The 20,489-nt window shown below is 60.2% G+C and carries 25 protein-coding genes; 23 read left to right on the top strand and 2 right to left on the bottom strand.

Features of this window, described 5'->3' with window-relative positions:
- From B2V21_RS18180 to B2V21_RS21660, 4 genes are all read left to right on the top strand, one after another.
- Positions 1-1,226, top strand: a 1,226-nt coding sequence (locus B2V21_RS18180; protein ID WP_286917618.1) for a tyrosine-type recombinase/integrase, incomplete at its 5' end; no start/stop codon positions are given.
- Positions 1,223-1,543, top strand: coding sequence for a hypothetical protein (locus tag B2V21_RS18175; RefSeq protein ID WP_286917617.1), 321 nt, complete (start codon positions 1,223-1,225; stop codon positions 1,541-1,543). The genes B2V21_RS18180 and B2V21_RS18175, both read left to right, overlap by 4 nt.
- A gap of 2 nt (positions 1,544-1,545) precedes the next feature.
- Positions 1,546-1,935, top strand: coding sequence for an antiterminator Q family protein (locus tag B2V21_RS18170; protein ID WP_286917616.1), 390 nt, complete (start codon positions 1,546-1,548; stop codon positions 1,933-1,935).
- A gap of 53 nt (positions 1,936-1,988) precedes the next feature.
- Positions 1,989-2,378, top strand: coding sequence for a DUF1652 domain-containing protein (locus B2V21_RS21660; RefSeq protein ID WP_414708425.1), 390 nt, complete (start codon positions 1,989-1,991; stop codon positions 2,376-2,378).
- Between the two features lie 90 nt (positions 2,379-2,468).
- On the opposite strand, the gene B2V21_RS18165 is transcribed toward B2V21_RS21660, so the two are convergent.
- Positions 2,469-2,819 (bottom strand): hypothetical protein, encoded by a 351-nt coding sequence (locus B2V21_RS18165; RefSeq protein WP_286917615.1) that lies wholly within the window; start codon positions 2,817-2,819, stop codon positions 2,469-2,471.
- A 576-nt stretch (positions 2,820-3,395) separates the two neighbouring features.
- On the opposite strand from B2V21_RS18165, the gene B2V21_RS18160 reads away from it, so the two are divergent.
- The 3 genes from B2V21_RS18160 to B2V21_RS18150 are packed head-to-tail and all read left to right on the top strand — an operon-like array spanning position 3,396 to position 4,268.
- Positions 3,396-3,725 carry a phage holin, lambda family gene (locus B2V21_RS18160; protein WP_286917614.1) on the top strand — a complete coding sequence of 110 codons (330 nt, stop codon included), beginning with the start codon at positions 3,396-3,398 and terminating at the stop codon, positions 3,723-3,725.
- Positions 3,722-4,150, top strand: coding sequence for a hypothetical protein (locus tag B2V21_RS18155; protein WP_286917613.1), 429 nt, complete (start codon positions 3,722-3,724; stop codon positions 4,148-4,150). The genes B2V21_RS18160 and B2V21_RS18155 overlap by 4 nt, the downstream gene beginning before the upstream one ends.
- Positions 4,080-4,268 (top strand): hypothetical protein, encoded by a 189-nt coding sequence (locus B2V21_RS18150; protein WP_286917620.1) that lies wholly within the window; start codon positions 4,080-4,082, stop codon positions 4,266-4,268. Before B2V21_RS18155 ends, B2V21_RS18150 begins: the two co-directional genes overlap by 71 nt.
- Before the next feature lie 43 nt (positions 4,269-4,311).
- Here the strand turns inward: B2V21_RS18150 and B2V21_RS18145 are convergent, their stop codons facing one another.
- On the bottom strand, positions 4,312-4,545 hold the full coding sequence (locus B2V21_RS18145; RefSeq protein WP_286917612.1) for a hypothetical protein: 234 nt from the start codon (positions 4,543-4,545) through the stop codon (positions 4,312-4,314).
- 88 nt (positions 4,546-4,633) lie between these two features.
- Here B2V21_RS18145 and B2V21_RS18140 point away from each other — a divergent pair, with 88 nt between their 5' ends.
- The 16 genes from B2V21_RS18140 (at position 4,634) to B2V21_RS18065 (ending at position 20,445) form a co-directional block, all read left to right on the top strand.
- The gene (locus tag B2V21_RS18140; RefSeq protein ID WP_286917611.1) at positions 4,634-5,359 is read left to right on the top strand and encodes a hypothetical protein; all 726 of its coding nucleotides are present in this window, start codon (positions 4,634-4,636) and stop codon (positions 5,357-5,359) included.
- A 284-nt stretch (positions 5,360-5,643) separates the two neighbouring features.
- Positions 5,644-6,135 carry a terminase small subunit gene (locus B2V21_RS18135; RefSeq protein ID WP_282346439.1) on the top strand — a complete coding sequence of 164 codons (492 nt, stop codon included), beginning with the start codon at positions 5,644-5,646 and terminating at the stop codon, positions 6,133-6,135.
- Positions 6,107-8,014 (top strand): phage terminase large subunit family protein, encoded by a 1,908-nt coding sequence (locus B2V21_RS18130; RefSeq protein WP_286917610.1) that lies wholly within the window; start codon positions 6,107-6,109, stop codon positions 8,012-8,014. Before B2V21_RS18135 ends, B2V21_RS18130 begins: the two co-directional genes overlap by 29 nt.
- Positions 8,015-8,019: 5 nt before the next feature.
- A complete protein-coding gene (locus tag B2V21_RS18125; protein ID WP_282346441.1) occupies positions 8,020-8,229 on the top strand; it encodes a hypothetical protein in 210 nt (69 codons plus the stop codon).
- Between the two features lies 1 nt (position 8,230).
- Positions 8,231-9,850, top strand: a complete 1,620-nt coding sequence (locus B2V21_RS18120; RefSeq protein WP_286917609.1) for a phage portal protein — start codon at positions 8,231-8,233, stop codon at positions 9,848-9,850.
- Positions 9,851-9,853: 3 nt separating this feature from the next.
- Positions 9,854-11,086 carry a S49 family peptidase gene (locus tag B2V21_RS18115; RefSeq protein ID WP_286917608.1) on the top strand — a complete coding sequence of 411 codons (1,233 nt, stop codon included), beginning with the start codon at positions 9,854-9,856 and terminating at the stop codon, positions 11,084-11,086.
- Positions 11,083-11,433, top strand: coding sequence for a head decoration protein (locus tag B2V21_RS18110; protein WP_286917607.1), 351 nt, complete (start codon positions 11,083-11,085; stop codon positions 11,431-11,433). Before B2V21_RS18115 ends, B2V21_RS18110 begins: the two co-directional genes overlap by 4 nt.
- 58 nt (positions 11,434-11,491) lie before the next feature.
- On the top strand, positions 11,492-12,496 hold the full coding sequence (locus B2V21_RS18105; protein WP_286917606.1) for a major capsid protein: 1,005 nt from the start codon (positions 11,492-11,494) through the stop codon (positions 12,494-12,496).
- A complete protein-coding gene (locus tag B2V21_RS18100) occupies positions 12,496-12,819 on the top strand; it encodes a head-tail joining protein (RefSeq protein ID WP_286917605.1) in 324 nt (107 codons plus the stop codon). Before B2V21_RS18105 ends, B2V21_RS18100 begins: the two co-directional genes overlap by 1 nt.
- 2 nt (positions 12,820-12,821) lie before the next feature.
- Positions 12,822-13,307: a hypothetical protein gene (locus tag B2V21_RS18095; RefSeq protein WP_282346453.1), complete on the top strand. Its 486-nt coding sequence runs from the start codon at positions 12,822-12,824 to the stop codon at positions 13,305-13,307.
- Positions 13,288-13,530: a DUF7210 family protein gene (locus B2V21_RS18090; protein ID WP_286917604.1), complete on the top strand. Its 243-nt coding sequence runs from the start codon at positions 13,288-13,290 to the stop codon at positions 13,528-13,530. Before B2V21_RS18095 ends, B2V21_RS18090 begins: the two co-directional genes overlap by 20 nt.
- 3 nt (positions 13,531-13,533) lie before the next feature.
- Positions 13,534-14,286, top strand: a complete 753-nt coding sequence (locus B2V21_RS18085) for a hypothetical protein (RefSeq protein ID WP_286917603.1) — start codon at positions 13,534-13,536, stop codon at positions 14,284-14,286.
- A gap of 56 nt (positions 14,287-14,342) precedes the next feature.
- Positions 14,343-14,645, top strand: a complete 303-nt coding sequence (locus B2V21_RS18080) for a hypothetical protein (RefSeq protein WP_286917602.1) — start codon at positions 14,343-14,345, stop codon at positions 14,643-14,645.
- A 102-nt stretch (positions 14,646-14,747) separates the two neighbouring features.
- Positions 14,748-18,068 carry a tape measure protein gene (locus B2V21_RS18075; protein WP_286917601.1) on the top strand — a complete coding sequence of 1,107 codons (3,321 nt, stop codon included), beginning with the start codon at positions 14,748-14,750 and terminating at the stop codon, positions 18,066-18,068.
- A 56-nt stretch (positions 18,069-18,124) separates the two neighbouring features.
- A complete protein-coding gene (locus B2V21_RS18070; RefSeq protein WP_286917600.1) occupies positions 18,125-18,634 on the top strand; it encodes a hypothetical protein in 510 nt (169 codons plus the stop codon).
- Positions 18,634-20,445 (top strand): hypothetical protein, encoded by a 1,812-nt coding sequence (locus B2V21_RS18065; protein ID WP_286917599.1) that lies wholly within the window; start codon positions 18,634-18,636, stop codon positions 20,443-20,445. Before B2V21_RS18070 ends, B2V21_RS18065 begins: the two co-directional genes overlap by 1 nt.
- The last annotated feature ends 44 nt before the right edge of the window (positions 20,446-20,489 follow it).

Here is a 20,489-nt window from a genome sequence, read left to right as displayed (position 1 = left end):
TGCGCGACCCCCGGCACCCTGGCCTGTACCTGCGCTTCGGTCAGGATCGGCAGCGCGGGTCGTGGTACCTGGTCAAGGGCAAGGCGTGGAACCAGATAGCGCGCTACCCCGACCTCGGCGCCGCTGCGGTGCTGGCCGAGCTGCCAGCGCTGCGTCAGCGCCTGCTCCGCGACCCTGCCGCGGTCGTTGCCCTGGGCGGCCTGGCCACGGTCGGTCAGCTGCTCGACTGGTACGGCGACCGCATGGGCCGCGATCGCTCGCTTTCGGACAAGCGTAAGGCCGGTGCCAAGTCGGCCATTGCCTGCCACCTCAAGCCGCGTTTGGAAGACGTTCCCGTGCGCGAGGTAACGGCGCCGGTGCTGGACAAGCGCCTCATGTGGCCCGCGCAGGAAGACCTGTCGCTGTCCTACGTCCACCAACTGTTTACCCTGTTGGTGCTCGCGTTCCGCCAGGCGCACAAGCTGGGCATGATCGAATCGAACCCGGTGGCAGGCCTCAAATTCGTCGACTTCACCAAGGCGCGCATCATGCCCAAGGCAGCCCGGCTGCGCGGTGTGCACTTGGCAACCGTGGTGCCCATGCTGGCAGAGCTGTTCGATACCGAACCGGCCGAGGCCATGCTGGCGCTGATGATGCTGTGTCACGGTACCCGCGTCGGCGAAACGCGGCTGGCCCGCTGGCCCGATATCAGCCTGGCCGACGGGGAATGGTTCATCCCTGCGCAGAATACGAAAACCCGCACCGAGCATCGCCTGCCTCTGACTGCACAGGCACAGGCCCTGCTGGCGCGCTACCGCGCGATCCAGATCACCCAGGGCTACGACGGCACCTACATGTTCCCATCGCGCCGTGGGCGGGCCCTCAGCGAAGGCCAGGCCAGTGCCATATTCACCCGGATGGGGAAGGGCGAGTGGACCAGCCACGACCTGCGGAAGGTGGCGCGCACCGCGTGGACCGACCTGGGCATCGACGGGCACATCGGCGAGATGCTGCTGAACCATTCGCTGGGCAAGATCGCCTCCACCTACATCAACACGCAGGCCCGGGCGTACCGCCTGCTGGCCTTGGAAAAGTGGCATGGCTGGTTAGATGAGCGCGGCTTTAAGGCCATTCACAACCTGACAGACGCCCAATACGAAGAATCGGATAAACCGCTGCACGCCACGAACGACGTGGGCTGTGAGGCACTTTCGGAAATTGTGAATGGCGAGGTTTCAGAAGCATGAAAAAGAGCCATGGCCCTGCATTTCGTGCCGCCCGCATCGAGCTCGCCAGGTGCTCGGCCTGCCGTGGTCGCGCCGTGACGCAGGGTGTTTTCCATGAGTTGCCATGTCTGCAGTGCAATGCGTCCGGCTGGGTTTCGGCTGAAACCGGCCAAGCGCTACCGCTCGACGTACTGGTGATGCAGCTCAGCATCCGCCTACAGGCCGCCGAACAGAAGATCGAACAGTTGAATCGGTCGGTGCCGATGAATGGCCCGGCCGCCCAGTACACACAGAGCAACCGCCGCGGCGCCGGCGGCTCGAATTACACAGGAGATTGATCATGAATACTCGTAAGCCGCTGGAGCGCCCGCTGGGTGACACTGAGTACATGCTTGAACAATGGGGTTGGTGGCGAATGGATGGGATGGGAATTCCACGCTACATCTCGCCACTCTATGCGTTGATGCGGGAGCACACCCCTTGTGAGTCAGGTACGAAGAGCTACGTCATTACTGATGACCTGGCATTGGCCGTTGACGCAGCTGTTTCGCGCTTGACGACTCGCAACGAGCAAATGGGCTTCTTTGTATGGCTCTACTTTGGGGCAAAATGGCCTGCTCTGAGAATCGCTCGCCAATTCAATATTGGAGAGGCCAAAGCCAGGGAGATAATCAAGGCTGGGGTTGCTTGGGTGGACTGCGCGCTTGAGCAGCTACGTTATGCAGCATGACCGCTCAAGGAGAGGCCTTGATGTCCTGTTGACCATACGGCAGCGCGTGGCAAATGATTTCGGCGTTTGCTATACGTATCCGGGTCGAGCTGCTTCATGTGGCCGGCTCTCAGGCGATTTGTGATCCTATTAGCAGATATGGAGGGTGTATGGCGGGGTATGGACTGTCTTCCTTAGAAATCAAAGCTTTACTCGAGCGGGTGTTTTTACCGGATCTCTGCCGTTGCATCTCAAGAGACAATGACAATATGGACCTGACTCTCATCAGCGCTGAGGATCCATCAGTTTATGTGCGGGTTCCAGGGATCAGTCTGCGTAGCCTGGATTCTTCTCGAGCGATTGCTGACTTAGTAGCACAGGTGAAAGGGCTTCTGGTCGCTCGTAAGGAAGCGGTTGGGCTTGACCTTCCAAGAAAAACGAAAAATAGCTTTCCGCGCGGATAAGCATCTGTTTTCATAGCAAGGTGTTTAGCTGTTCCAGCGTGGCACCCCCTCAGAAAAGCCCGGCGATTGTATCGGGCTTTTTTGTCCGCGCTATACATCAAATCTCTTGTTTTCGGTGATTTTCAGGAACAGGCCCTCGGCCAATGTATCCCCGTAGAAAAATATTGAGGCACGCCTGCGATCAAATTTCCCAACTTTATTCCAGCGCACGCATGACAGCCCTTTTTTCGACGCTGCGATTTGGGCCTCTGTAACATTGCCGATAAGCCTTATGTCAAATGGATCATGCTTAGGGCTTAGGAATATGAGCATACACAGCCAAGAATCCAGCTCTGACATGTTGGCTTTTTCAACAACTAGGACTTCTTTGGATTCATTGAGAATGTAATGAATTTCATAGAATTCTGTAAGTCTCGCGGGTGCTGCTAATAGAGTTTGCATGACCAAATACCCGGCGGCCTCTACGTGCCCTGTCCAGTAAAACTGTAGTGCGGAGCTCTTAAGTTATAAGTGGTAAAAATTTTTTGTTACCCAGATTCCGTAATTCTCACGGTGGTTTTTTTCAAGTCCTGGATGGACAATACGAGTGATTCTATCTGGTTCTCAATCAATAAAATATCCATCATAAGGTGTTCGAGTTTCTGACTTCTAAGGAAGAGGGCATGGCTTCGTAGCATCTGCACGATCATCTCCAGCTGCAAAGTCGCATCGTTTATGTCTTGCTGCATATCTTTGAGATGAGTAGTAGGCATTCGATGCTCCGAAGCTTGGTGGTATGGGCTTCATCACAGATCCGTCAGGAGCGGATCTGTCGCTCACTTTCCTCAGGCTATCGTCTAGTGGTGCCGAAACTTCAGTAGTTTTTTCCTATTGAGACGATGCATAAAGCAGTTCAAAACAATTGAAGCTCCCTGCCTAGTGAGCATTAGCGGGTATTGATACCAATCTTACGCTTTGGCAACCGCTGGGGCTTCCGTATCTATCTCCCCGGTCCGGGGAGGCATTTGGATTTCAATCATGCCAGAGAAAGACCCTGACCTCTGGGCCCAGATATGGCTGCACCTGCGCCTGTACCTAAGCAACCCTCTCTGGCAAGGAGCGATCATGGCAACGGTTATTTCTGGGCTTCGTGTGTTGTACGAGGCCAAAGAGACCAGCAAGCGCCGCATCCTGCTGGAGTCGCTGATCTGTGGTGGGCTGAGCCTGTCGGCGAGCAGCGTCATCGAGTGGATGGAGTGGCCGTCGAGCTTGTCCGTTGCCGCCGGCGGTGCGATCGGCTTTGTCGGTGTGACCGTCATCCGCGAAATGATCGTGAAGTTTCTCGGTCGCAAGGCGGACAGCCTATGAACCTGCTCAAAAGCATTGCCGCTGCACTGATCATCGCTTTGGTGGCCGCGCTGCTCATTGCCATCCAGCAGTACCGCGTGATCGCGCTGGAAGGGCAGGTGACGGTGCAGACACAGGCGGCGAAGTATGCAACCGAAGCCAACACTGAAAGCCTGAAGACTATCACCACACTCCAGGCCGAGGCCAAACGCAACGCCAACTACCTGGCCGATCTGCAGCAGCGCCTCAAGGCCAGCGAAGACAAGGCCCGCCAAGCGAGGAAGGACTTTGAAGAACTCAAGCGTAAAAGCGCGGCTGTTCGCAAGTGGGCTGATCAGCCTTTGCCTGACGGCCTGCGCGGCAAGCCCGCAGCCACTGGCAGGAAAGACAGTAGCGGTAAGGCTGGAAGCGCCGGAAATGGTGCCTTGCGAGCGGGTCAGCGATAGCGATGACAACTTGGCGCTGAACGGCGACCTTTGGGCGCTCAAGGATCGGGCCATCAACCTGCTCGATACCTGCGCTGACCAAGTGGACGCGCAGATCAAACGCAGCCAGAGCAAGTAGGCTACGTGCCGATCTCATTATGGTTGTGTCTTGGTATCTGACGCTACCGTTTCACCAAGTAAAGAGATGGCCGAATCACCTGTCTTGATGTTGAGCTAGGCGCGTCGGTTAAGGCTTTGAGTATTAACAGTTGTTCATGGTAGAACGACATAGCGATGGCGAACTGATCAATCTGCTTCATCACCTCCGGATCTTCCGCAAGGTCAGTGTCCTTCAGCTTTGACACCGTGTCGGCTAATTGTCTGAGACAGTTTGCGGCTTCTTGAAGATCGTTCATGTCTGACTCACTTCGTGTTGATTGAGATATTCGGTCAACATCATATCGGCCGCACAGAGATATGCATGAGTAGCAACTCGGGGTGCACATGTTCAAGGTTCAATCCCGTGGTCTGACTGACGGCCTTGCCGAACTGACTATTATCGAGCAACGCCAGATCCCATTTGCCACAGCGGTCGCGCTTACCGAAACCGCGAAGGTCATCAAGTCCACGATCGAAGACGAGATGCGTACCGTCTTCGACAGGCCCACGCCCTACACCATGAACGCCCTGCGCCTGAACCCAGCCACCAAGCAGAAGCTCGAGGCATGGGTGTGGATCAAGGACGAAGCGGACGGCGCGGCGCCTGCGACCAGGTGGTTGACGCCTGAGGTCTACGGCGGCCCACGGAACAACAAGCGCAGCGAGTCGCTGTTGCGTGCACGCGGCATCCTGCCCGAAGGCAAGTTCGTCGTACCTGGCAAAGGCATGAAACTGGACAACTACGGCAACATCGGGCGTGGTCAGTTGCAGAGGATTCTGTCTGGCCTCGGTGCCCAGGGCGATCGGCTGCAGAACAGCACGGACAGCAGACGCAGTGCGGGCAATCGGTCGCGATACTTCGTGATGCGCAAAGGCCGCGAGGCGGTCGGGATTGCCGAGCGAGTAGGTACCAGGCGCGGGGATATCCAGATGGTGCTGGCCTTCGTCAGTAAGCCTGGGTATGCCAAGACGCTCGACTTCTTCGAGATCGGGGACCGGGTCGCTGATCGTGAGCTCGCTTCGCAGTTCGAGAAAGCATTCGACCGCGCCCTGTCCACCCGGCAGCGCTGACTGCAATGCACCAAGACGGTGCAAAAGGGTCCTTTCCCCCCACCCCTTGGGGTGAGGGTAATTCGAGCCCCGTCCTTCAACTATGTATGACTTTTTTCTGGAGGGGTTGGTTGTTGTTTTGTCGCTGGGCTGAAAGGCCCGGAATAGAGCGGTTTTAGCGAAAAAATACACCAACCTGACCCCCTGAAATACCAACCAAACACCAACCGGCCTGCGGTAGCTTCCCGCCTCGTCATTGGAGGAGGCATATGGAGCCGAAACCTCACTGGCTAAACAAGAGCAGCATGGCCGCCAGCCTCGGCATCACCGTGCAAGCGTTCGATAAATGGAAGGTCGAACCCATCGCCCGAATCGGTCGCGAAAACTTCTATGACGTGCGCTCAATCCTGGACAACCGCCTGAAGCTGGCTGAGCAGAAAGCAGCGGCGGACGAGCAGCCTTCCGGTATCGATCCCCTCATTGAGTACAAGCTGCTTGAGGAACGGCGCGGGTTGACCGCGGCTCAGCGGATCGGCCAGGAGAACAAGAACGCCGTATCAGCCCGGCAACTGGTGCCGGTCGACTTCATCACCTTCGCGCTTTCGCGGGTGGTGGCCCAGATCGGGTCCGTGCTCGACACGGTCGCCCACAAGGTTAAACGCAAGCATCCCGATATCGGGCCGCGCCATGTTGAAGCCATGCAACGCGAAATCGCTCTCGCCCGCAACATCGCCTCCGAGCTAGGCGACCAACTACCTGAGATCCTCGATGAGTACCTTGCCACCCTGGATGACTGATCTGCGCAAAGCGATCAAGGCCGGGCTGCAAGCACTATTCAAAGAGCCACCACTCACTTTGGTGGATTGGGCAGACACGCATTTCTACCTCTCGTCCGAGTCTTCCTATCAAGAGGGGAAATGGGAAACGGCGCCGTTCCAGGTTGCCCTGCTCAATGCCATGGGCAATGACCTCATCCAGTTCTTCAACCTGATGAAGTCTGCCCGGGTCGGCTACACCAAAATGCTCATGGCGAACGTGGGCTACAAGATCCAGCACAAGCGGCGAAGTGTGGCCGTCTTCTCGCCGACCGACCCCGACGCTGAAGAGCTGATGAAGCAGCACATCGAGACGATGGTCAGGGATGTGCCGACGCTCTTGGAATTGGCCCCATGGCATGGCAAGAAGCACAGGGATAGCTCGCTGACTTCCAAGCGTTTCCAGAACAAAAAGATGCTCTGGTGCCGCGGCGGCAAGGCCAGTCGAAACTACCGCGGTATCTCCGCCGACGAGGTCGTGTACGACGAGCTGTCCAACTTCGAGCAGAACGTAGAGGGCGAGGGCGCTCCCACGTTTCTCGGGGACAAGCGCCTTGAGGGCGCGATCTTCAAGAAATCGATCAGGGGCTCGACGCCCAAGATCAAAGGCACGTGCCAGATCGAGAAGGCCGTTGAGGAATCGCCGTACCTGCTGCGTTTCAACATTCCATGTCCGCATTGCGGCCGTGAGCAGCACCTGAAATGGGGTGGCAAGGATTGCGACTTTGGCATCAAGTGGGAACGGGACGAGCATGGCGAGATCACCCAGGCCTGGTATGTGTGCGAGCACACTAAATGCGTGGTCTGGTATCACGAAATGGTCGAGGCAGCTCACCGCGGGCGCTGGATCTGTGAGAAGTCAGGTATCTGGACCCGTGACAGCATCGACTGGTACGGGGCCGACGATGAGTTGAGAGCGACCCCACGAAGCGTCAGCTTTCATGTCTGGACCGCCTACAGCACTTTCACCACTTGGCTGGAAATGGTGCTGGAGTTCGACAAGGTCAAGGACAACCGCGAGAACCTGATTGCCTTCGTCAACACGACGCTTGGCGAAACATGGGAAGACGATCAGGGTGAGAAGGTCGACTGGGAGCTGCTCTATGGTCGTCGCGAGGTGTACCCGCAGGTGCATGCGCGCGGCCTGACCCTGATGGGATCGATCGATACCCAGGATGATCGCTATGAGGGCAGAGTCTGGGCTTTCGGCCTGGGCGAAGAAGCCTGGCTGGTCGACAAGTGGGTGCTCATGGGCGACCCGGCCAGCGAAGAGCTTCGCAAGAAGGTACGCCTGAAGGTGCGGCAGCAATACGTGCGCGGCGACGGCGCCAAGATGGGTGTGGAGCGCTGGTGCTGGGACTCCGGCGGCCACTACACCGATGAGGTCTACGCCGAAAGCCGTGCCCTGGGCGACACTTGGGTGATCCCGGTCAAGGGTGCCAACATTCCCGGCAAGCCGATCGCCAACTGGCCGAAGTCGCGCAACGCGAAGAAGGTCTACCTGACCGAGGTCGGCACCGAGAACGCCAAGGAGTTGATCTACAGCCGCCTCAAGATTCAGCCCAATACTTCCGGCGTGCCGGTACCGGGCTGCGTTCACTTCCCCGCCAATGACGACATCTGCGGTGAGGACGAGCTGAAGCAGCTCACGGCTGAAACCAAAGAACTGAAGATCGAGAAAGGCAGGCGGGTGTACCGCTGGACGGCCAAAGGTCGCCGCAACGAGGCACTCGACTGTTTCGTTTACGCCCTGGCCGCCTTGCGGATCAGCCAGCATCGATTCGGTCTCGATCTTGAAATGCTCGCCGGCGCCAAGCGCGCCCTTCCGCAACGAGGCACCCGTAGCCGGGTGCGAGGATGACAATCATGACCCCAGCGCAATCGCGGCTGGCCGCGGTGCAGGATGCAATCGACAAGATCCTGAAGGGTGGCCAGAGCGTTCGCTACGGCGAGCGTCAGGTAACCCGGGCTGACCTGGGCGCACTGCGCAAGCTTGAAATCGCTTACACGGCGGAAGTCGCCGCCGAAGCCAACCGCGCCCGCGGCCGCAACCGAATCAGCTATATGAGGATCTGACATGGCCTGGTGGACACGTACCACTCCAGAAGAGCGGATGGTGCGTGAAGCCACGCGCGCCGTCTCCGGTCTGGTGCAAAGCCAACCCCGTGCACAGGGCGGTGGCGGCGGAAGTGAAACGCGCTGGCGCGGCGCGTCGCGCATGCTGCGTAGCATGTCGAGCTGGATCCCGTTTCTGGGTAGCCCGAACCGCGATCTGAGCTCGCCCGAGCGCAAGACCCTGGTTGCCCGTTCGCGCGATGCCATGCGCAACCATCTCATTGCCCGCGCCGCGATCGTGCGAACCCGAACCAACGTGGTGGGTACCGGCCTCATCTGCCGGCCGCAGGTCGACCATGAGGCCCTGGGTCTCACGGAAGAACAGGCCGATGAGCTCAACGCGCAGATCCAGCGGGAGTGGGAGCTTTACGCTGGCGACCCGCGCGAGTGTGACGCCGAAGCAACACTGAACCACTACCAGCAACAGGCACTGGCGCTGGTTTCGGCAATGACTGGCGGCGACTGCTTTGTCGCAACGCCGTGGATCGAACGCCCGGGCACCGTCTACAACACCCGCCTGCAGCTGATCGAGACGGACCGAGTTTCCAACCCACACGGCCAGCCCGATAGCGAGCGCCTGGTAGAGGGCGTCGAGTTCGACGACTACGGTGCGCCGGTGGCCTACCACATCTGCAACGGGTACCCGGACGACAAGTTCCTGAAGTACCCGCTGCGTTGGGAGCGGGTCGAGGTGTTCGGTGCAGAGACTGGCCGGCGCCGCGTGCTGCAAATCTGGTGTGACAAGGAACGTCCTGGGCTCAAGCGCGGGGCTCCGTACCTGGCGCCAATCCTTGAGCCGTTACAGAAGCTCGAGCGGTACGCCAGTGCCGAACTGATGGCGGCGGTGATCTCGGCGATGTTCACGGTGTTCATCAAGAAGGGCGAAGACTTCGGCGCGGGTGCAGGTCAGGGCCAGCCGGTCTTTGGTGATGAGGACGGCACGGTTGGGGGCGATGTAGGTCCAGCGCCTCTGGAACTGGGCGAAGGCGCCATCGTTGACCTGGCGCCCGGCGAAGAGCCCATGGTTGCCAACCCAGCCAGACCCAACGCCCAGTTCGACCCATTCTTCTCGGCGATCGTGAAAGAAATTGGTGCTGCATTGGAGCTTCCTCTGGAAGAACTGATGCTGCACTACAGCAGCAGCTACAGCGCCGCCCGCGCGGCCATGCTGCAGGCCTGGCGCTTCTACACCATGCGGCGCTGGTGGCTGGTGTGCGACTTCTGTCAGCCCAGCTATGAGCTGATGTTCGACGAAGCCGTGGCGGCCGGCCGCATTCGTGCGCCGGGCTACCGGGACCCGGCTCTGCGCCGCGCCTATACCCAGGCCATCTGGATCGGCCCGGCGCGCGGTGCGATCGACGAGCTTAAAGAGGCCAAGGCGGCCCGCGAGCGCATCGACGTGGGCATCAGCAACGAAACCATGGAAACAGCGGCGATGTCCGGCGAGACCTGGCAGCAGGTCAACCGGCAGCGCGCGCGCGAGCTCAAGCAGCGCCGCGACAACGGAACAACCGCGGCAACTGTGGCTGCCGCGCCAAAGCCGCTCGTTCCCGAGCCTGAATCACCTGAAGACGAGGAATGACCCATGCCAAGAGCCTTTGAGCTGGCTTCTGCTCAGCCTTGGCTGATGCTGCCCGATGCCTTGGAGAACCTGCTCGCCATCTCCGAGCGCATGGGGGATCCAGTGGCGTTGGAGACAAAGCTGGGTCGCAAGCTGGACAACAGCCAGTCGGTCAGCATCCGCAACGGTGTGGCCATCGTGCCTGTGATTGGCCCGATCTTCCGTTACGCCAACTTGTTCACAGAGATCAGCGGCGCGACCAGCACCCAGGTGCTGGCGACCGACATTCGGGAAGCGCTGGATAATCCGGCGGTGCAGTCGATCATCCTGAACATCGACAGTCCCGGCGGCGTGGCCAGCGGCATCAACGAGCTCTCCGAGATGATCCACGCGGGCCGAGCGCAGAAGAAGATCGTGGCGTACATCGGCGGGAGCGGGGCGAGCGGTGCCTACTGGATCGCCTCCGCCGCGCACGAAATAGTCATCGACGAAACGGGAATCGCCGGCAGCGTCGGCGTGGTGGTCGAGGCGGTGGTCGATAGCGAGAAAGCCACCGGCCGCAAGAGCTACCAGATTGTGAGCCGTAACGCTCCGAACAAGCGTCCGGACCTGGCCACGGAAGAAGGCCGGGCAAAGGTCGCCGAGACAGTCGATGCGCTCGAGGATGTGTTCGTGGCCAAGGTCGCGCGCAATCTGGGCGTGGATGCAGAGAAAGTACCTGGCATGGGTGACCATGGCGGGTTGCGTGTGGGGCAGGCGGCCGTAGCGGCTGGTCTGGCTCACCGAACGGGCTCGCTTGAGGGCCTGATCACCGAGCTGTCCAAGCCGGCAGCGAAAATCACGAGGAAAAACACCATGACGAAAGTCAGCAACACCGCTGAGTTGCAGGCGGCCATCGCTGCCGGCGGCGATCTCACTGCCATCGAGATCAGCGCCCCGGAGAAGATCGATGTAGAGACCCTTCGCAAGGAAGCGGCAGCGACCGCTACCGCCAGCGAAAAGGACCGCATCACTGGTATCCAGGCCTTGGCGGCCCCCGGCTTTGAAACCGAAGTGCAGGCTGCCATCGACGGTGGGCTCACTGTCGAGGCCGCAGGCCTGAGCTTGTTCAAGGCTGCTCAGGACCGCGGTGTGACCTTGGACAGCATCAAGCGTGATGCCAAGAAGGTCGATCCCGCCTCCGCATCCGCGGGCAAGGGCAAGGTTGAGTTCTCCACCAAATCCATCTGGGCCTCTCGCAAAGGAGCGAAAGCATGAACTATGACATCGTCACCCAGGGCGCTCGCACCGCGGCCTTCCTCCTGAACGAGGCCTCTGGTGAGCGCTCCCGCGAGCAGATCGTGCTCCTGAAGGGCAACACTGCATTCCCGCCTGGCCAGATCCTGTCGAAGAACGCGGCCGGCAAGTACGTGGCATTCGCCGCGCCTGCCGAGGGCGCCGCCGTCGAGGTTGCGATTCTGTATGAAGGCCGTCCTGCGGATACCACTGCCGATCGCTACGCGGCCGCCGTAGTCCGCGACTGCGAGGTGGTCGAAAGCCTTCTGGTCGGTCTGACTGAACCAGCGCGTGCTGCTCTGCTCGCCGCCGGCATCATCCTGCGCTGATTTTCAGCACCTCATTCCCCAACCGCCGCTGGCGGTTTTTTTGTTTTTGGAGATCGGAATGGCCGATTTGAGCATTTTCAACGGTGATGCGTTTGGCACCATCGCCCTGACCACCGCTATCAACCAGCCTGTCGAAGGCCAGGCGGTGCCCACTCGCTTGGATACGCTCTTCGAAGAAGAAGGCGTAACCACCACTGCTGTCTTCATCGAGCGCGAGCACGACAACCTGACCCTGGTACCGGCTGCCGAGCGCGGCGCGCCAAGCGACCCAACCACTGGCCCGGGCCGCGACATGATCCCGTTCCAGACCATCCACCTGCCGACTCGCGCAGTTATTCGCGCTGACGAGGTCCAGGGTATCCGGGCGTTCGGCTCGGAAAGCGAACTCGAGACCGTCGAGGCGATGGTTGAGAAGCGCTTGCTGAAGATGCGTAAACGCCTGGAGGCGACCATCCGCTACCAGCGCGTGGGCGCCATCACTGGCAAGGTGTACGACGCCGACGGCACTCGGGTGCTGCTGGACCTGTATGCCCGATTCGGCATCGAGCAGCAGACCGTGGCCTTCACCATGGGCACCACGACCACCAAGCTGCTGGCCAAAGTGACTGAAGCCAAGCGCCGGGCGGAAGACGCTGTGGGCGGTACCGGCATCATCGCCGGCTGGCTGGGCATTGCCGGACGCAACTGGTTCGACGCATTCACCAACCATGATTCGGTGCAGAAGGCTTTCGATCGCTGGAACGATGGCCAGTTCTTGCGCGACGACCATCGCCGCGATGGTTTCAGCTTCGGTGGTGTGAACTGGGAAGAGTTTTACGGCAACCTGGGCGGCGTCCAGTTCATGGATCCCGACGTTGCCTACCTGGTGCCGGTAGGCGTGGATGGCCTGTTCATCACCAACTTCGCGCCGGCCGACTACATGGAAACAGTCAACACCACCGGTGTTCCGTTCTATGCCAGCCAGGAAATGTTGCGCCACAACAAAGGCGTGGACATGGAAGCCCAGAGCAACCCGCTGAGCATCTGCACCCTGCCGCGCGCCATCATCAAGTTGACCAAGTAATGGGCCGCTCGGAGTTCGACCAGGTCTTCGAGGGCGCGGACGACGAGCTGTTCAGCACCTTCGGCCAGCGAGGTGAGTGCTTCTATGACTCGCGGGAAGGGGCGCCGCCCCAGCCCGTGAGCGTGGTGCTGCAGACCAATGTCAGCGATCCAGCTGGCGGCAGCTTCGTTGCCGTCCACCTGGCCGCCGACCTGCGCATCAGCCAGGTGCCCAATCCATGCAAGGGTGATTTGCTCACCGTGGACTGCAAGCGCTACCTGCTCGATGAGTACGTGGGCACAGACGGCCTCATCAACCGCTTTTCACTCATGCCGGCGGACTGACTATGGACAACCCACTGACCTTGGGCCGAAAGGCGCTGATCGAGCGGCTCACCACGATTTCAGTGGCCAACGGGTATTTCACCTCGGCCGGCTCGAACGTGCGAACGGGCTGGCTCAATGAGCAGCTGCAGGCCCGCGACGCCAGCTTTCCTATCATCGTTGTGCAAAAGGGCCGGGGCCAGGCGCCAGTGCCCGGCCCCATGGCGCTGAAAGCCTTCTCTGGCTTCAGCATCGTTGGTGCTGTCAGCACAGGCATGGACGACTACGAGGATGCCATCGAAGCGCTTGAGCACGACCTGTTGAAGTGCCTGGTTCCCGTGCAAGGCCGCGCCCTGGACTGGCTACCAAAAGGCGTCACCGGCATCACAGTCGGCACCCCCGAGACTTTCCCACCAGGTGAGTCGCTCAAGGCCGCAACGGTCCTTATCCCCGTACAGCTGCACACCATCATTCAGGGAGAACACCCCCATGTCCGACAAAGCCGATAAGACCGACAAGGCGCCAGGCATTCCAGTGCCCAGCACCGTCAAGGCCACCGAACCGGTCGCCGAGGCGGAGCGTGCATTGCCGCGCTTCGAAGTGGAGCTGCTCAAGCCTCACACCCATGCCCGCACGGACTACGCGCCGGGCAACAAAATCAAAGTCACTGCCGAGCAGCGCACCTGGTTGAAAGACCTGGGCGTGATCGCTGGCGACACCTCGGAGAAGTAAGACATGCCACAGATTGAAACCTTCCTGGTCGGTGGCCAGGTCAAGATGCGCAAGTACGGTGTCGGCGGCCCATTCATGCCCGTGGGCCTGGTCTCGACGCTGACCCAGGCCATCGAAACCAACGACATCACCCTGGCCGATACCACCACCCCGCAGGGTGGCGAGTACGACTCCATCAGCCGGATCAGCAGCATGTCGCTGACCATGAACTGGCGCGAGTTCTACACCTCGAATCTGGCGGCCATCTACTGGGGCACCGTCGACCGAGTGCCGGCGACCACCGTCACTGACGAACCGCACACCGCGAGCAAGGGCGGCACCATCCTGCTGGACAAGATGCCACTGACCATCACGTCGGTGAAGCTGGCGGCCGGCGGTGCGACTGCTTACGACGACGGTGACGACTGGCAAATGACAGGCTCGGGCATCGAGATTCTGGAAGCGGGCGCGATCGCCGATGGCGCTCAGTTGCTGATCACCTATGCCTCTGCGTCCGTGGACATCATCGAAGCCTTGACCGGCAGCGGCGAGGTCTACGAGTTCCTGTTCGAAGGTGCGAACGCCGCGGGCACGAAAAATCGCGTCAACCTGCAGTACTTCCGCTGCCAGCTCAGCCCGGCCGCCAGCGCTGATTGGATCAGCACCGATGATTTCATGGGCAGCGAGGTCACCGCCAAGGTGCTCTCCGACCCCAAGAAAACCGGTGCCGGCAAGTCGAAGTACATGCGCATCATGAAAGAAACCGCTGCGGCCTGACGCCGCGCCTGTAACCCAGCCCGCTCCCGCGGGCTGTCTTCATTGTGGAGTGCAGCATGAGTGAAATGACCGCCTCGAAGGTCGTTATGATCGATGGAAGGGAGGTGATCTTCCGAGAGCTTTCAGTTGCGGAGATCCGCTTGATGATGTCGGAAGAGCCTGAGTCTGACGGGCTGGGCGGCTCCTTTTTTGAGGACATCCGCCTCTCTGATTTGCGGCGTTTCACCAACCTGGAAGTTGACGAAGTGGAAGGCATGAGGCCAAGCCAACTACGCGCCGTGATCACGCACATAAAGGGGCAGAACCCCGATTTTTTCGCGTGGCTGGCCAGGGTCAACAACCCGCCGGCCAGGCTCTGAAGAACCTCGACGACTGCATCTGCGCCCTGATCCGAATCGGGCACCACCAGGTGCTTTACTACCCATGGCGCCTGTTCCTGCGCGCTTTGAAGGGCTGAAATCATGCGTGACATCGAACTCCGGCTGACGGCTGACCTGGACGGCGCCACCAAGGAAGTGGCCGGGTTTCGCAAAGAATACGGCGAGATGGTCAAGGTGGTCGAAAAGCCCCTGCGCCAGGTTAATGCATTCCGCGAACTGGAATCGAACGTCGAAAAGACCGGTCGAGCTATGCAGGATGCTCGGGAGCGCGTTCGCCAGCTCGGCGCCGAACTGGCCCGGGCCGAAACGCCATCTCGCAAGCTGCAGGAAACGTATCGCGCTTCGGTCCGCGACCTTGAGCGCCTGGGCCGCGTCGAGGCGCAACAGGTAACTCAGCTGAACCAAATGGGCGCAGGTTTGCGCGCCGCTGGCCTGGATACCCGAAACCTTGCCGCCGAGCAGACCCGACTCAGCGCCGCGTACAACAAAGCGCTCGCGGCTGGCCGGGCAGATACCTCCCTCAACACTGCCAAAACAGCGCTTGGTGCCGGCGCGGTACGGGAAACGCAGGCTGAACTGCTTCGATTGCGGCAGCAGTATTCTTTGGTGAAGTCTTCGGGCGAGCTTTCCGCTCGTGATCTTGGGATCGCCCAAGACAACTACCGTCGCAAGGTCAGCGAAACGCTGGCACGGCTGCGTGAGATGCGTGCCGTCAACGCAGTGCCTGTGAAGGCAGTGCCGGTTCTGGCCGATACAGCGCGGCAAAACCTTGGCATTAACCAACTCAAGGCGCTGCGCGTACAAATTGCTACCTTGACCGCTGACTATCAGCGCCTGACTCGATCGGGAGTTCTGTCCGCCACAGAGCGGGCGGTAGCTGAAACGCAGTATCGCCGCAAGGTCGAAGAATCTCGGCGCGCCATCGCGGCCTTGTCTGGAGAGCAGCAACGTTCCGGTTCCATCTCCCAAGGTGGTGGCGGAGGCTTCTCGGACAATTTGACCCTGGCCGCGGGCGCTGCCTCGGCCGTTGCTGTGGCGGCGGCTTACCTGCGCACGACCGATAGCGCCAAAAAGATGGACGCGCAGCTCCGGCTCACTACCGCTTCGCAAGCTGAGTTCAATGAGGTGCAGCGCGCTACGTTCGATATTGCTCAACGCAACCAGGCTCCGCTGGCCGACGTAGTTACCCTCTATAGCCGTCTGCAGCCCGCCATGGTGCAAATGGGGAGGGGGCAAAAAGACACGCTAAACATCATCGATGCGGTCACCCAATCCCTACGGATCAGTGGAGCGACTGCATCGGAGACAGGTAGCACTATTACCCAGTTCTCCCAGGCGCTGGGCTCAGGCGTGCTTCGTGGTGAGGAATTCAACTCCATTGCCGAAAACTCACCAAGGCTGTTGAGGGCATTGGCGGAAGGGTTGAAGGTACCCACCGGCGCACTTCGAAACATGGCATCGGAAGGCAAGCTGACCGCCGACGTCATCGTCGACACGCTTTTGGGGCAGCTTCCGAAACTTGCGGCTGAGGCGGCGCAGTTGCCAGAAACGTTCGGTGGGGCTCTCACCAAACTCAACAACCAACTGGCTGTATCGGTCAAGCAGTTTGATGAGTGGTCCGGCCTTTCTTCGGATGCAATTGAGCTGGCGCAAGGCCTTACTGCCGCTCTCAAAGGGCTGTCCAGCGGCGAATTCGGAGATTATTTCCGCAGAGATAAACAGTCCATTGCGGGCTTCAATAACGAGATCGGCGTCGTGATGGCGCGAATCCGTGATTTGCAAAACGTCCGCTCAGGCTTGAAAAGCGATTCGGATACCTCGCTTTTTCAATGGAAGTTCTGGGATCGCAAAGAGATAGATGCCGAGGTTTCGGCACTCAAGCAGCACATTGCCGAGATGTCTACCCAGCGCGATAAGTTTGCTGCAGATCAAGGGCAGAGCAATGCTGAGCAGGACACTTTGGCTGCTGAACGTTTGGCCTCAGCTCAGAAAAATGCCCAAGATCTGAAGGATGTTCAAACCAAGCTGGTTGCTGATACCAAAGCTTCGCTTAAAGCCCAGGTTTCAGCTGAGAGAAAAGCCGCAAGTGATGTCGAAAAGGCCAAAGCTGCACAGTTAAAGACTCAAGAAAAGTACAGCAAAGCGATTTCATCTCTTGGCGCTGAAGCGAGCGGCGATGGTTCATATGCTTCTGCTCAGTCGCTGAAGGTGGGCGCTCGCCAAGCGCTGCAGAGGGGAGACGTTAAGTCAGCGAAAGAGCAGGCCAATGCAGCGCTTGAGATTCTCGAAAAGCTTGCCGACGCGGGGGAAAACACCTACGGCTTTGCCGGGTTCATCAAGGAGCTGAAAGGAATCGAGGTCGCGGCTGACGGCATCAATGTCAAAAAGGCTCAGGATAGCCTGGAGCAGGCCAAGCAGAAGACAGCCGAATTAAAGTCTGGGTTGGAAGAGCTGAAGTCGGTTGTGATCACGCCGACCATGTCAGACGAGGCAATCGCCAAGATCTTGAAGCAGGTTCAAGACCTCAAAATCAAGATCGGTCAGCAGTTCGCCATCCCGGTTGGCATTACCCCCACCAATGAAATGCAGACAATCGCTGGACAAGCCCCGGCGGTGAAGTTCCCGACTGTCGACGACGCCAAGACAGTGGCACCCACGCCCCTCGAAGTGCCGAAGACTCGCGGGAAGACTCAGAAGCTCACCTACCAATCGGGCGTTAACAGCTATTCGCAGCAGGATGCAGTTGTACCGGTGCAGCCCGTCGTCGAGGAGGATGCCTATCAGAAAATGGTGCGTGAAGTGGCCGCGCGCGGGAAGGTGCAAGTCCCTGTCGAGCCTGCGGTCCCAGATGGATCTATCGCTGATGTGACCGTCGCCGTTGCGCCAGAGTTGGACGATGCTGCAGCCACTTCCGCCAAGAGTCAGGTAGCGGCCGTTGCTGAACAGATGCGTCAAGCTCTGGTACTGCCTGTGACTATCATTCCGCCGAACGGGTCAGCCAGCGTTTCCCGGGCTGATCCGGATGTCCCTCAGTTTGCCCGCGGCGATATGGTTCGTGGTCCTGGCACTGGAACCAGTGACAGCATCCTGGCTCGGCTTTCGAACGGCGAATTTGTGATGCGAGCGGCTGCGGTCCAGCACTATGGCCCACAACTGCTGCGGCAACTGAACGAGCGCCGCTTGCCCAAGTTCGCAACGGGTGGGCTGGTAGCGCCGCGAATGATGCCCAGTATTCCAGCGCCCGCGGCGTCGATTCTGAATCAGATTGATCCGCCTATGCCGGAAAGCATGGGAACCGTTGCCCTATCGGTTGGGGGCGAGACTTATCAGTTGCAGGCCCCTCAACAGGACTTCCAGCGGCTGATCAGGAATCAGCGCCTCAAGTTCGGTAAGAACAATTGAGGATGTGCAACCAATCAGACCCACCTCGGTGGGTTTTTTCATTTCTGGAGTAATGGATGAGCCTGCCGCTGATCATGTTGGGGGGCATCCCCATCGTTCTGGATTCCGGCGCGCCGGATCAGTCCGACAACCCGCTGCTTGGGGAATCGATCATCCGGCTGTCCGGCGGCGAAGGCGTCAAGATGACCCACTGGGGCAAGGCCGCCGGCACGATCAGCGGCCAGGGCTGGATGCCGCCTGGCTTGGATGGCCTGGACTACAGCCAGCCGCTCGAGCTGCGCCTCACCGCGCAGGAGAGCATGGTGAGCAACGAGCGCATGCTGGCGCTCACCAGTACCCCCCGCGATGACTGGGCACCTTGGGCATTCGCCTTGGTTGGTCCCCGTTGGGTTGAGGTGGGGTGCGTTGTCGATGGGCTGATCGTTACGGTTGACCAAGTCGTGGGCGCCACCCGGTACATGGCGCAGTGGATGCCGGTTTACAACGTGTTCGCCAGCAAGCCCCCCAAGACACAGAGCTCGGGCCAGGGCAGCTTCGGGTGGACCATCGCCTGGGAAGAGGTCTGATGCTGATCAACGGATTGCCGCTCAACGCGGCAGCGCTGTGTGGCCTGCTGGGAGAAGCGCGTGCGCCCGAGCCACTACCGATCGTGCCCGGCCGTGCATTTCGCTGGCGCCTGCGCGTGACGGTAGGCGGCATTGATGTAACCACCCGGCTGACGGGCCAGGTCCACGTCGACCGCGAGCGCGGTGCTGCGGGCCTGGCGGACTTTACCTTGCAGATGAACGCGGGGCCGGTGGTGCCGATGGATTGGGTGGGCCGCGAAGTCACGATCGATTACATCAGCACCGCGTCAGGCATCACCACCGAGAAACGCCGCTACACCGGGCGCATCGTCACCACCGAATGGGGCTCGCTGGCCAGGCTGCTGGTGTGCCACTGCGGTGATCAGCTGCAGCAGCGCGTCGAGGCCATGAGCGCCCAGGCGGTGGAAGCGCTGGTCCCTTCCTACTGGTCGGGCGAGGTGTTTGAAGCCGTCGACGGGCGCAGCCGCTGGGACTATGCCCAAGAGCGCCTGACGTCGGTGCAGGGGAGCCTGGATTCTTCGGCGACCGGAGAACTGCGACTGACCACTTGGTATGCGGGTAATATCGATTTCACGTTCGGCGCCGGCACCACGGTCTACGACTCGGTGGCGCTGTCCTATGCAGATCTCACCAGCCTCACCAACACGGTGGAGATTGAGGCGAACTATCGTTTCCCGCGGCTTCGCCAGCTCAACGAGAATTTCACCTGGGTGCATCCGGACACCAATGGCATGGGCGGGCTCAGCGGGTTTTGCCAATGGCGCCCGGACAGTACCGAGCTGCCCGACGTGGCCATGGTTCGCGATGCCGTCACCGGTAGCGGCCTGAGCCTGGTGCGCAGCCCGAGCTACAATCGGGTGCCACTCAGCGCGCCGGATCCTTGCGGCACCGGCCAGCCTTGGGTGAACAACTATGCCGACCTGCTGCTGGGGGCGTCACTCACCGGCGGCCGACGCTGGAGCCAGCCGATCACTGAGAAATACACCCTCAAGGTGGTGGCCGAAAACAGCATTGCCCAGGCCGGTCAGGTCATTGCACGCGAGTCCCTGTCGATCGAGTACACCAACGACCTTGCGGACTCATGGGAAAGCTCGGCTTTCGGCATCGACGCGCCGAGGCAGGTGAGCACCACGACGGGCAATGGTGTGGGCGGCAATGGCACCGGCGGTGTAGGCGGCGCCCCTTCGCAGGACGGCGGCGAGACTGGCCACAAGGATCAGCGCGACGAGGCGCAGCGGCTGGGCGCTTTCCAATGCCTGCTGCATCAGGCCAAGACGTCGATCATCCAGGCGCACAGCGGGACTCGGGTCAGTTGGGAGTCACCGACCAGCATGGTGATGGATGTCGACTTGGTGCATACCCTCGCAATCAGCGACCAGGGCATCAACGCCGCGGCGCGGTGCAGCCATGTTTATGACACGTTTGACCTGGCGGCCGGTAGCGCCATCACCACGCTGACGATCACCGTGATGCGCGGGGGCGGCGCGGCAGAAGATCCGCTTGAGCCGCCTGCAGCATCCTCCGAGCCGCAACCTGAACCTGAAGGTCCGGACCCCATCGGACGGAGCCTTCCGACTCAGCTGGGCGGCAAGAAAGGAGCGCCGGCCTACAACGAAGAGCTGGACGGTTTTTCTGGCAACTACGACAACGCCGATCCGACGCTCGAGGTGTTCCCTCGACGCTTCCAGGTGACGTCGATCGACATACCCGAAGAAGACACCGACGAAAAAACCGTCGATATCGCGGCGACCTACCGGGTCGTCATCCCCAACGACCTTCTGGAGTTGTAAGCCATGTCAGAGACCGAGCGGCGTGCCTTGGGCGTTGCACTGGA

This window comes from Pseudomonas sp. UBA6276, assembly GCF_002438365.1.
GTDB lineage: Bacteria > Pseudomonadota > Gammaproteobacteria > Pseudomonadales > Pseudomonadaceae > Aquipseudomonas > Aquipseudomonas coleopterorum.
The sequence above is the reverse complement of the archived record's forward strand: the minus strand, read 5'-3'. Positions and strand labels throughout refer to the sequence as shown.

What these genes read in the sequence shown, in the direction of transcription:
- B2V21_RS18130 (WP_286917610.1), top strand. Translation starts at nt 6,107, where the DNA reads ATGAGTACCTTGCCACCCTGGATGACTGATCTGCGCAAAGCGATCAAG.
- B2V21_RS18075 (WP_286917601.1), top strand. Translation starts at nt 14,748, where the DNA reads ATGCGTGACATCGAACTCCGGCTGACGGCTGACCTGGACGGCGCCACC.
- B2V21_RS18155 (WP_286917613.1), top strand. Translation starts at nt 3,722, where the DNA reads ATGAACCTGCTCAAAAGCATTGCCGCTGCACTGATCATCGCTTTGGTG.
- B2V21_RS18110 (WP_286917607.1), top strand. Translation starts at nt 11,083, where the DNA reads ATGAACTATGACATCGTCACCCAGGGCGCTCGCACCGCGGCCTTCCTC.
- B2V21_RS18145 (WP_286917612.1), bottom strand. Translation starts at nt 4,545, where the DNA reads ATGAACGATCTTCAAGAAGCCGCAAACTGTCTCAGACAATTAGCCGAC.
- B2V21_RS18100 (WP_286917605.1), top strand. Translation starts at nt 12,496, where the DNA reads ATGGGCCGCTCGGAGTTCGACCAGGTCTTCGAGGGCGCGGACGACGAG.
- B2V21_RS18135 (WP_282346439.1), top strand. Translation starts at nt 5,644, where the DNA reads ATGGCCGCCAGCCTCGGCATCACCGTGCAAGCGTTCGATAAATGGAAG.
- B2V21_RS18115 (WP_286917608.1), top strand. Translation starts at nt 9,854, where the DNA reads ATGCCAAGAGCCTTTGAGCTGGCTTCTGCTCAGCCTTGGCTGATGCTG.
- B2V21_RS18140 (WP_286917611.1), top strand. Translation starts at nt 4,634, where the DNA reads ATGTTCAAGGTTCAATCCCGTGGTCTGACTGACGGCCTTGCCGAACTG.
- B2V21_RS18085 (WP_286917603.1), top strand. Translation starts at nt 13,534, where the DNA reads ATGCCACAGATTGAAACCTTCCTGGTCGGTGGCCAGGTCAAGATGCGC.
- B2V21_RS18090 (WP_286917604.1), top strand. Translation starts at nt 13,288, where the DNA reads ATGTCCGACAAAGCCGATAAGACCGACAAGGCGCCAGGCATTCCAGTG.
- B2V21_RS18160 (WP_286917614.1), top strand. Translation starts at nt 3,396, where the DNA reads ATGCCAGAGAAAGACCCTGACCTCTGGGCCCAGATATGGCTGCACCTG.
- B2V21_RS18125 (WP_282346441.1), top strand. Translation starts at nt 8,020, where the DNA reads ATGACCCCAGCGCAATCGCGGCTGGCCGCGGTGCAGGATGCAATCGAC.
- B2V21_RS18175 (WP_286917617.1), top strand. Translation starts at nt 1,223, where the DNA reads ATGAAAAAGAGCCATGGCCCTGCATTTCGTGCCGCCCGCATCGAGCTC.
- B2V21_RS18095 (WP_282346453.1), top strand. Translation starts at nt 12,822, where the DNA reads ATGGACAACCCACTGACCTTGGGCCGAAAGGCGCTGATCGAGCGGCTC.
- B2V21_RS18170 (WP_286917616.1), top strand. Translation starts at nt 1,546, where the DNA reads ATGAATACTCGTAAGCCGCTGGAGCGCCCGCTGGGTGACACTGAGTAC.
- B2V21_RS18065 (WP_286917599.1), top strand. Translation starts at nt 18,634, where the DNA reads ATGCTGATCAACGGATTGCCGCTCAACGCGGCAGCGCTGTGTGGCCTG.
- B2V21_RS18070 (WP_286917600.1), top strand. Translation starts at nt 18,125, where the DNA reads ATGAGCCTGCCGCTGATCATGTTGGGGGGCATCCCCATCGTTCTGGAT.
- B2V21_RS18165 (WP_286917615.1), bottom strand. Translation starts at nt 2,819, where the DNA reads ATGCAAACTCTATTAGCAGCACCCGCGAGACTTACAGAATTCTATGAA.
- B2V21_RS18080 (WP_286917602.1), top strand. Translation starts at nt 14,343, where the DNA reads ATGAGTGAAATGACCGCCTCGAAGGTCGTTATGATCGATGGAAGGGAG.
- B2V21_RS18105 (WP_286917606.1), top strand. Translation starts at nt 11,492, where the DNA reads ATGGCCGATTTGAGCATTTTCAACGGTGATGCGTTTGGCACCATCGCC.
- B2V21_RS21660 (WP_414708425.1), top strand. Translation starts at nt 1,989, where the DNA reads ATGATTTCGGCGTTTGCTATACGTATCCGGGTCGAGCTGCTTCATGTG.
- B2V21_RS18120 (WP_286917609.1), top strand. Translation starts at nt 8,231, where the DNA reads ATGGCCTGGTGGACACGTACCACTCCAGAAGAGCGGATGGTGCGTGAA.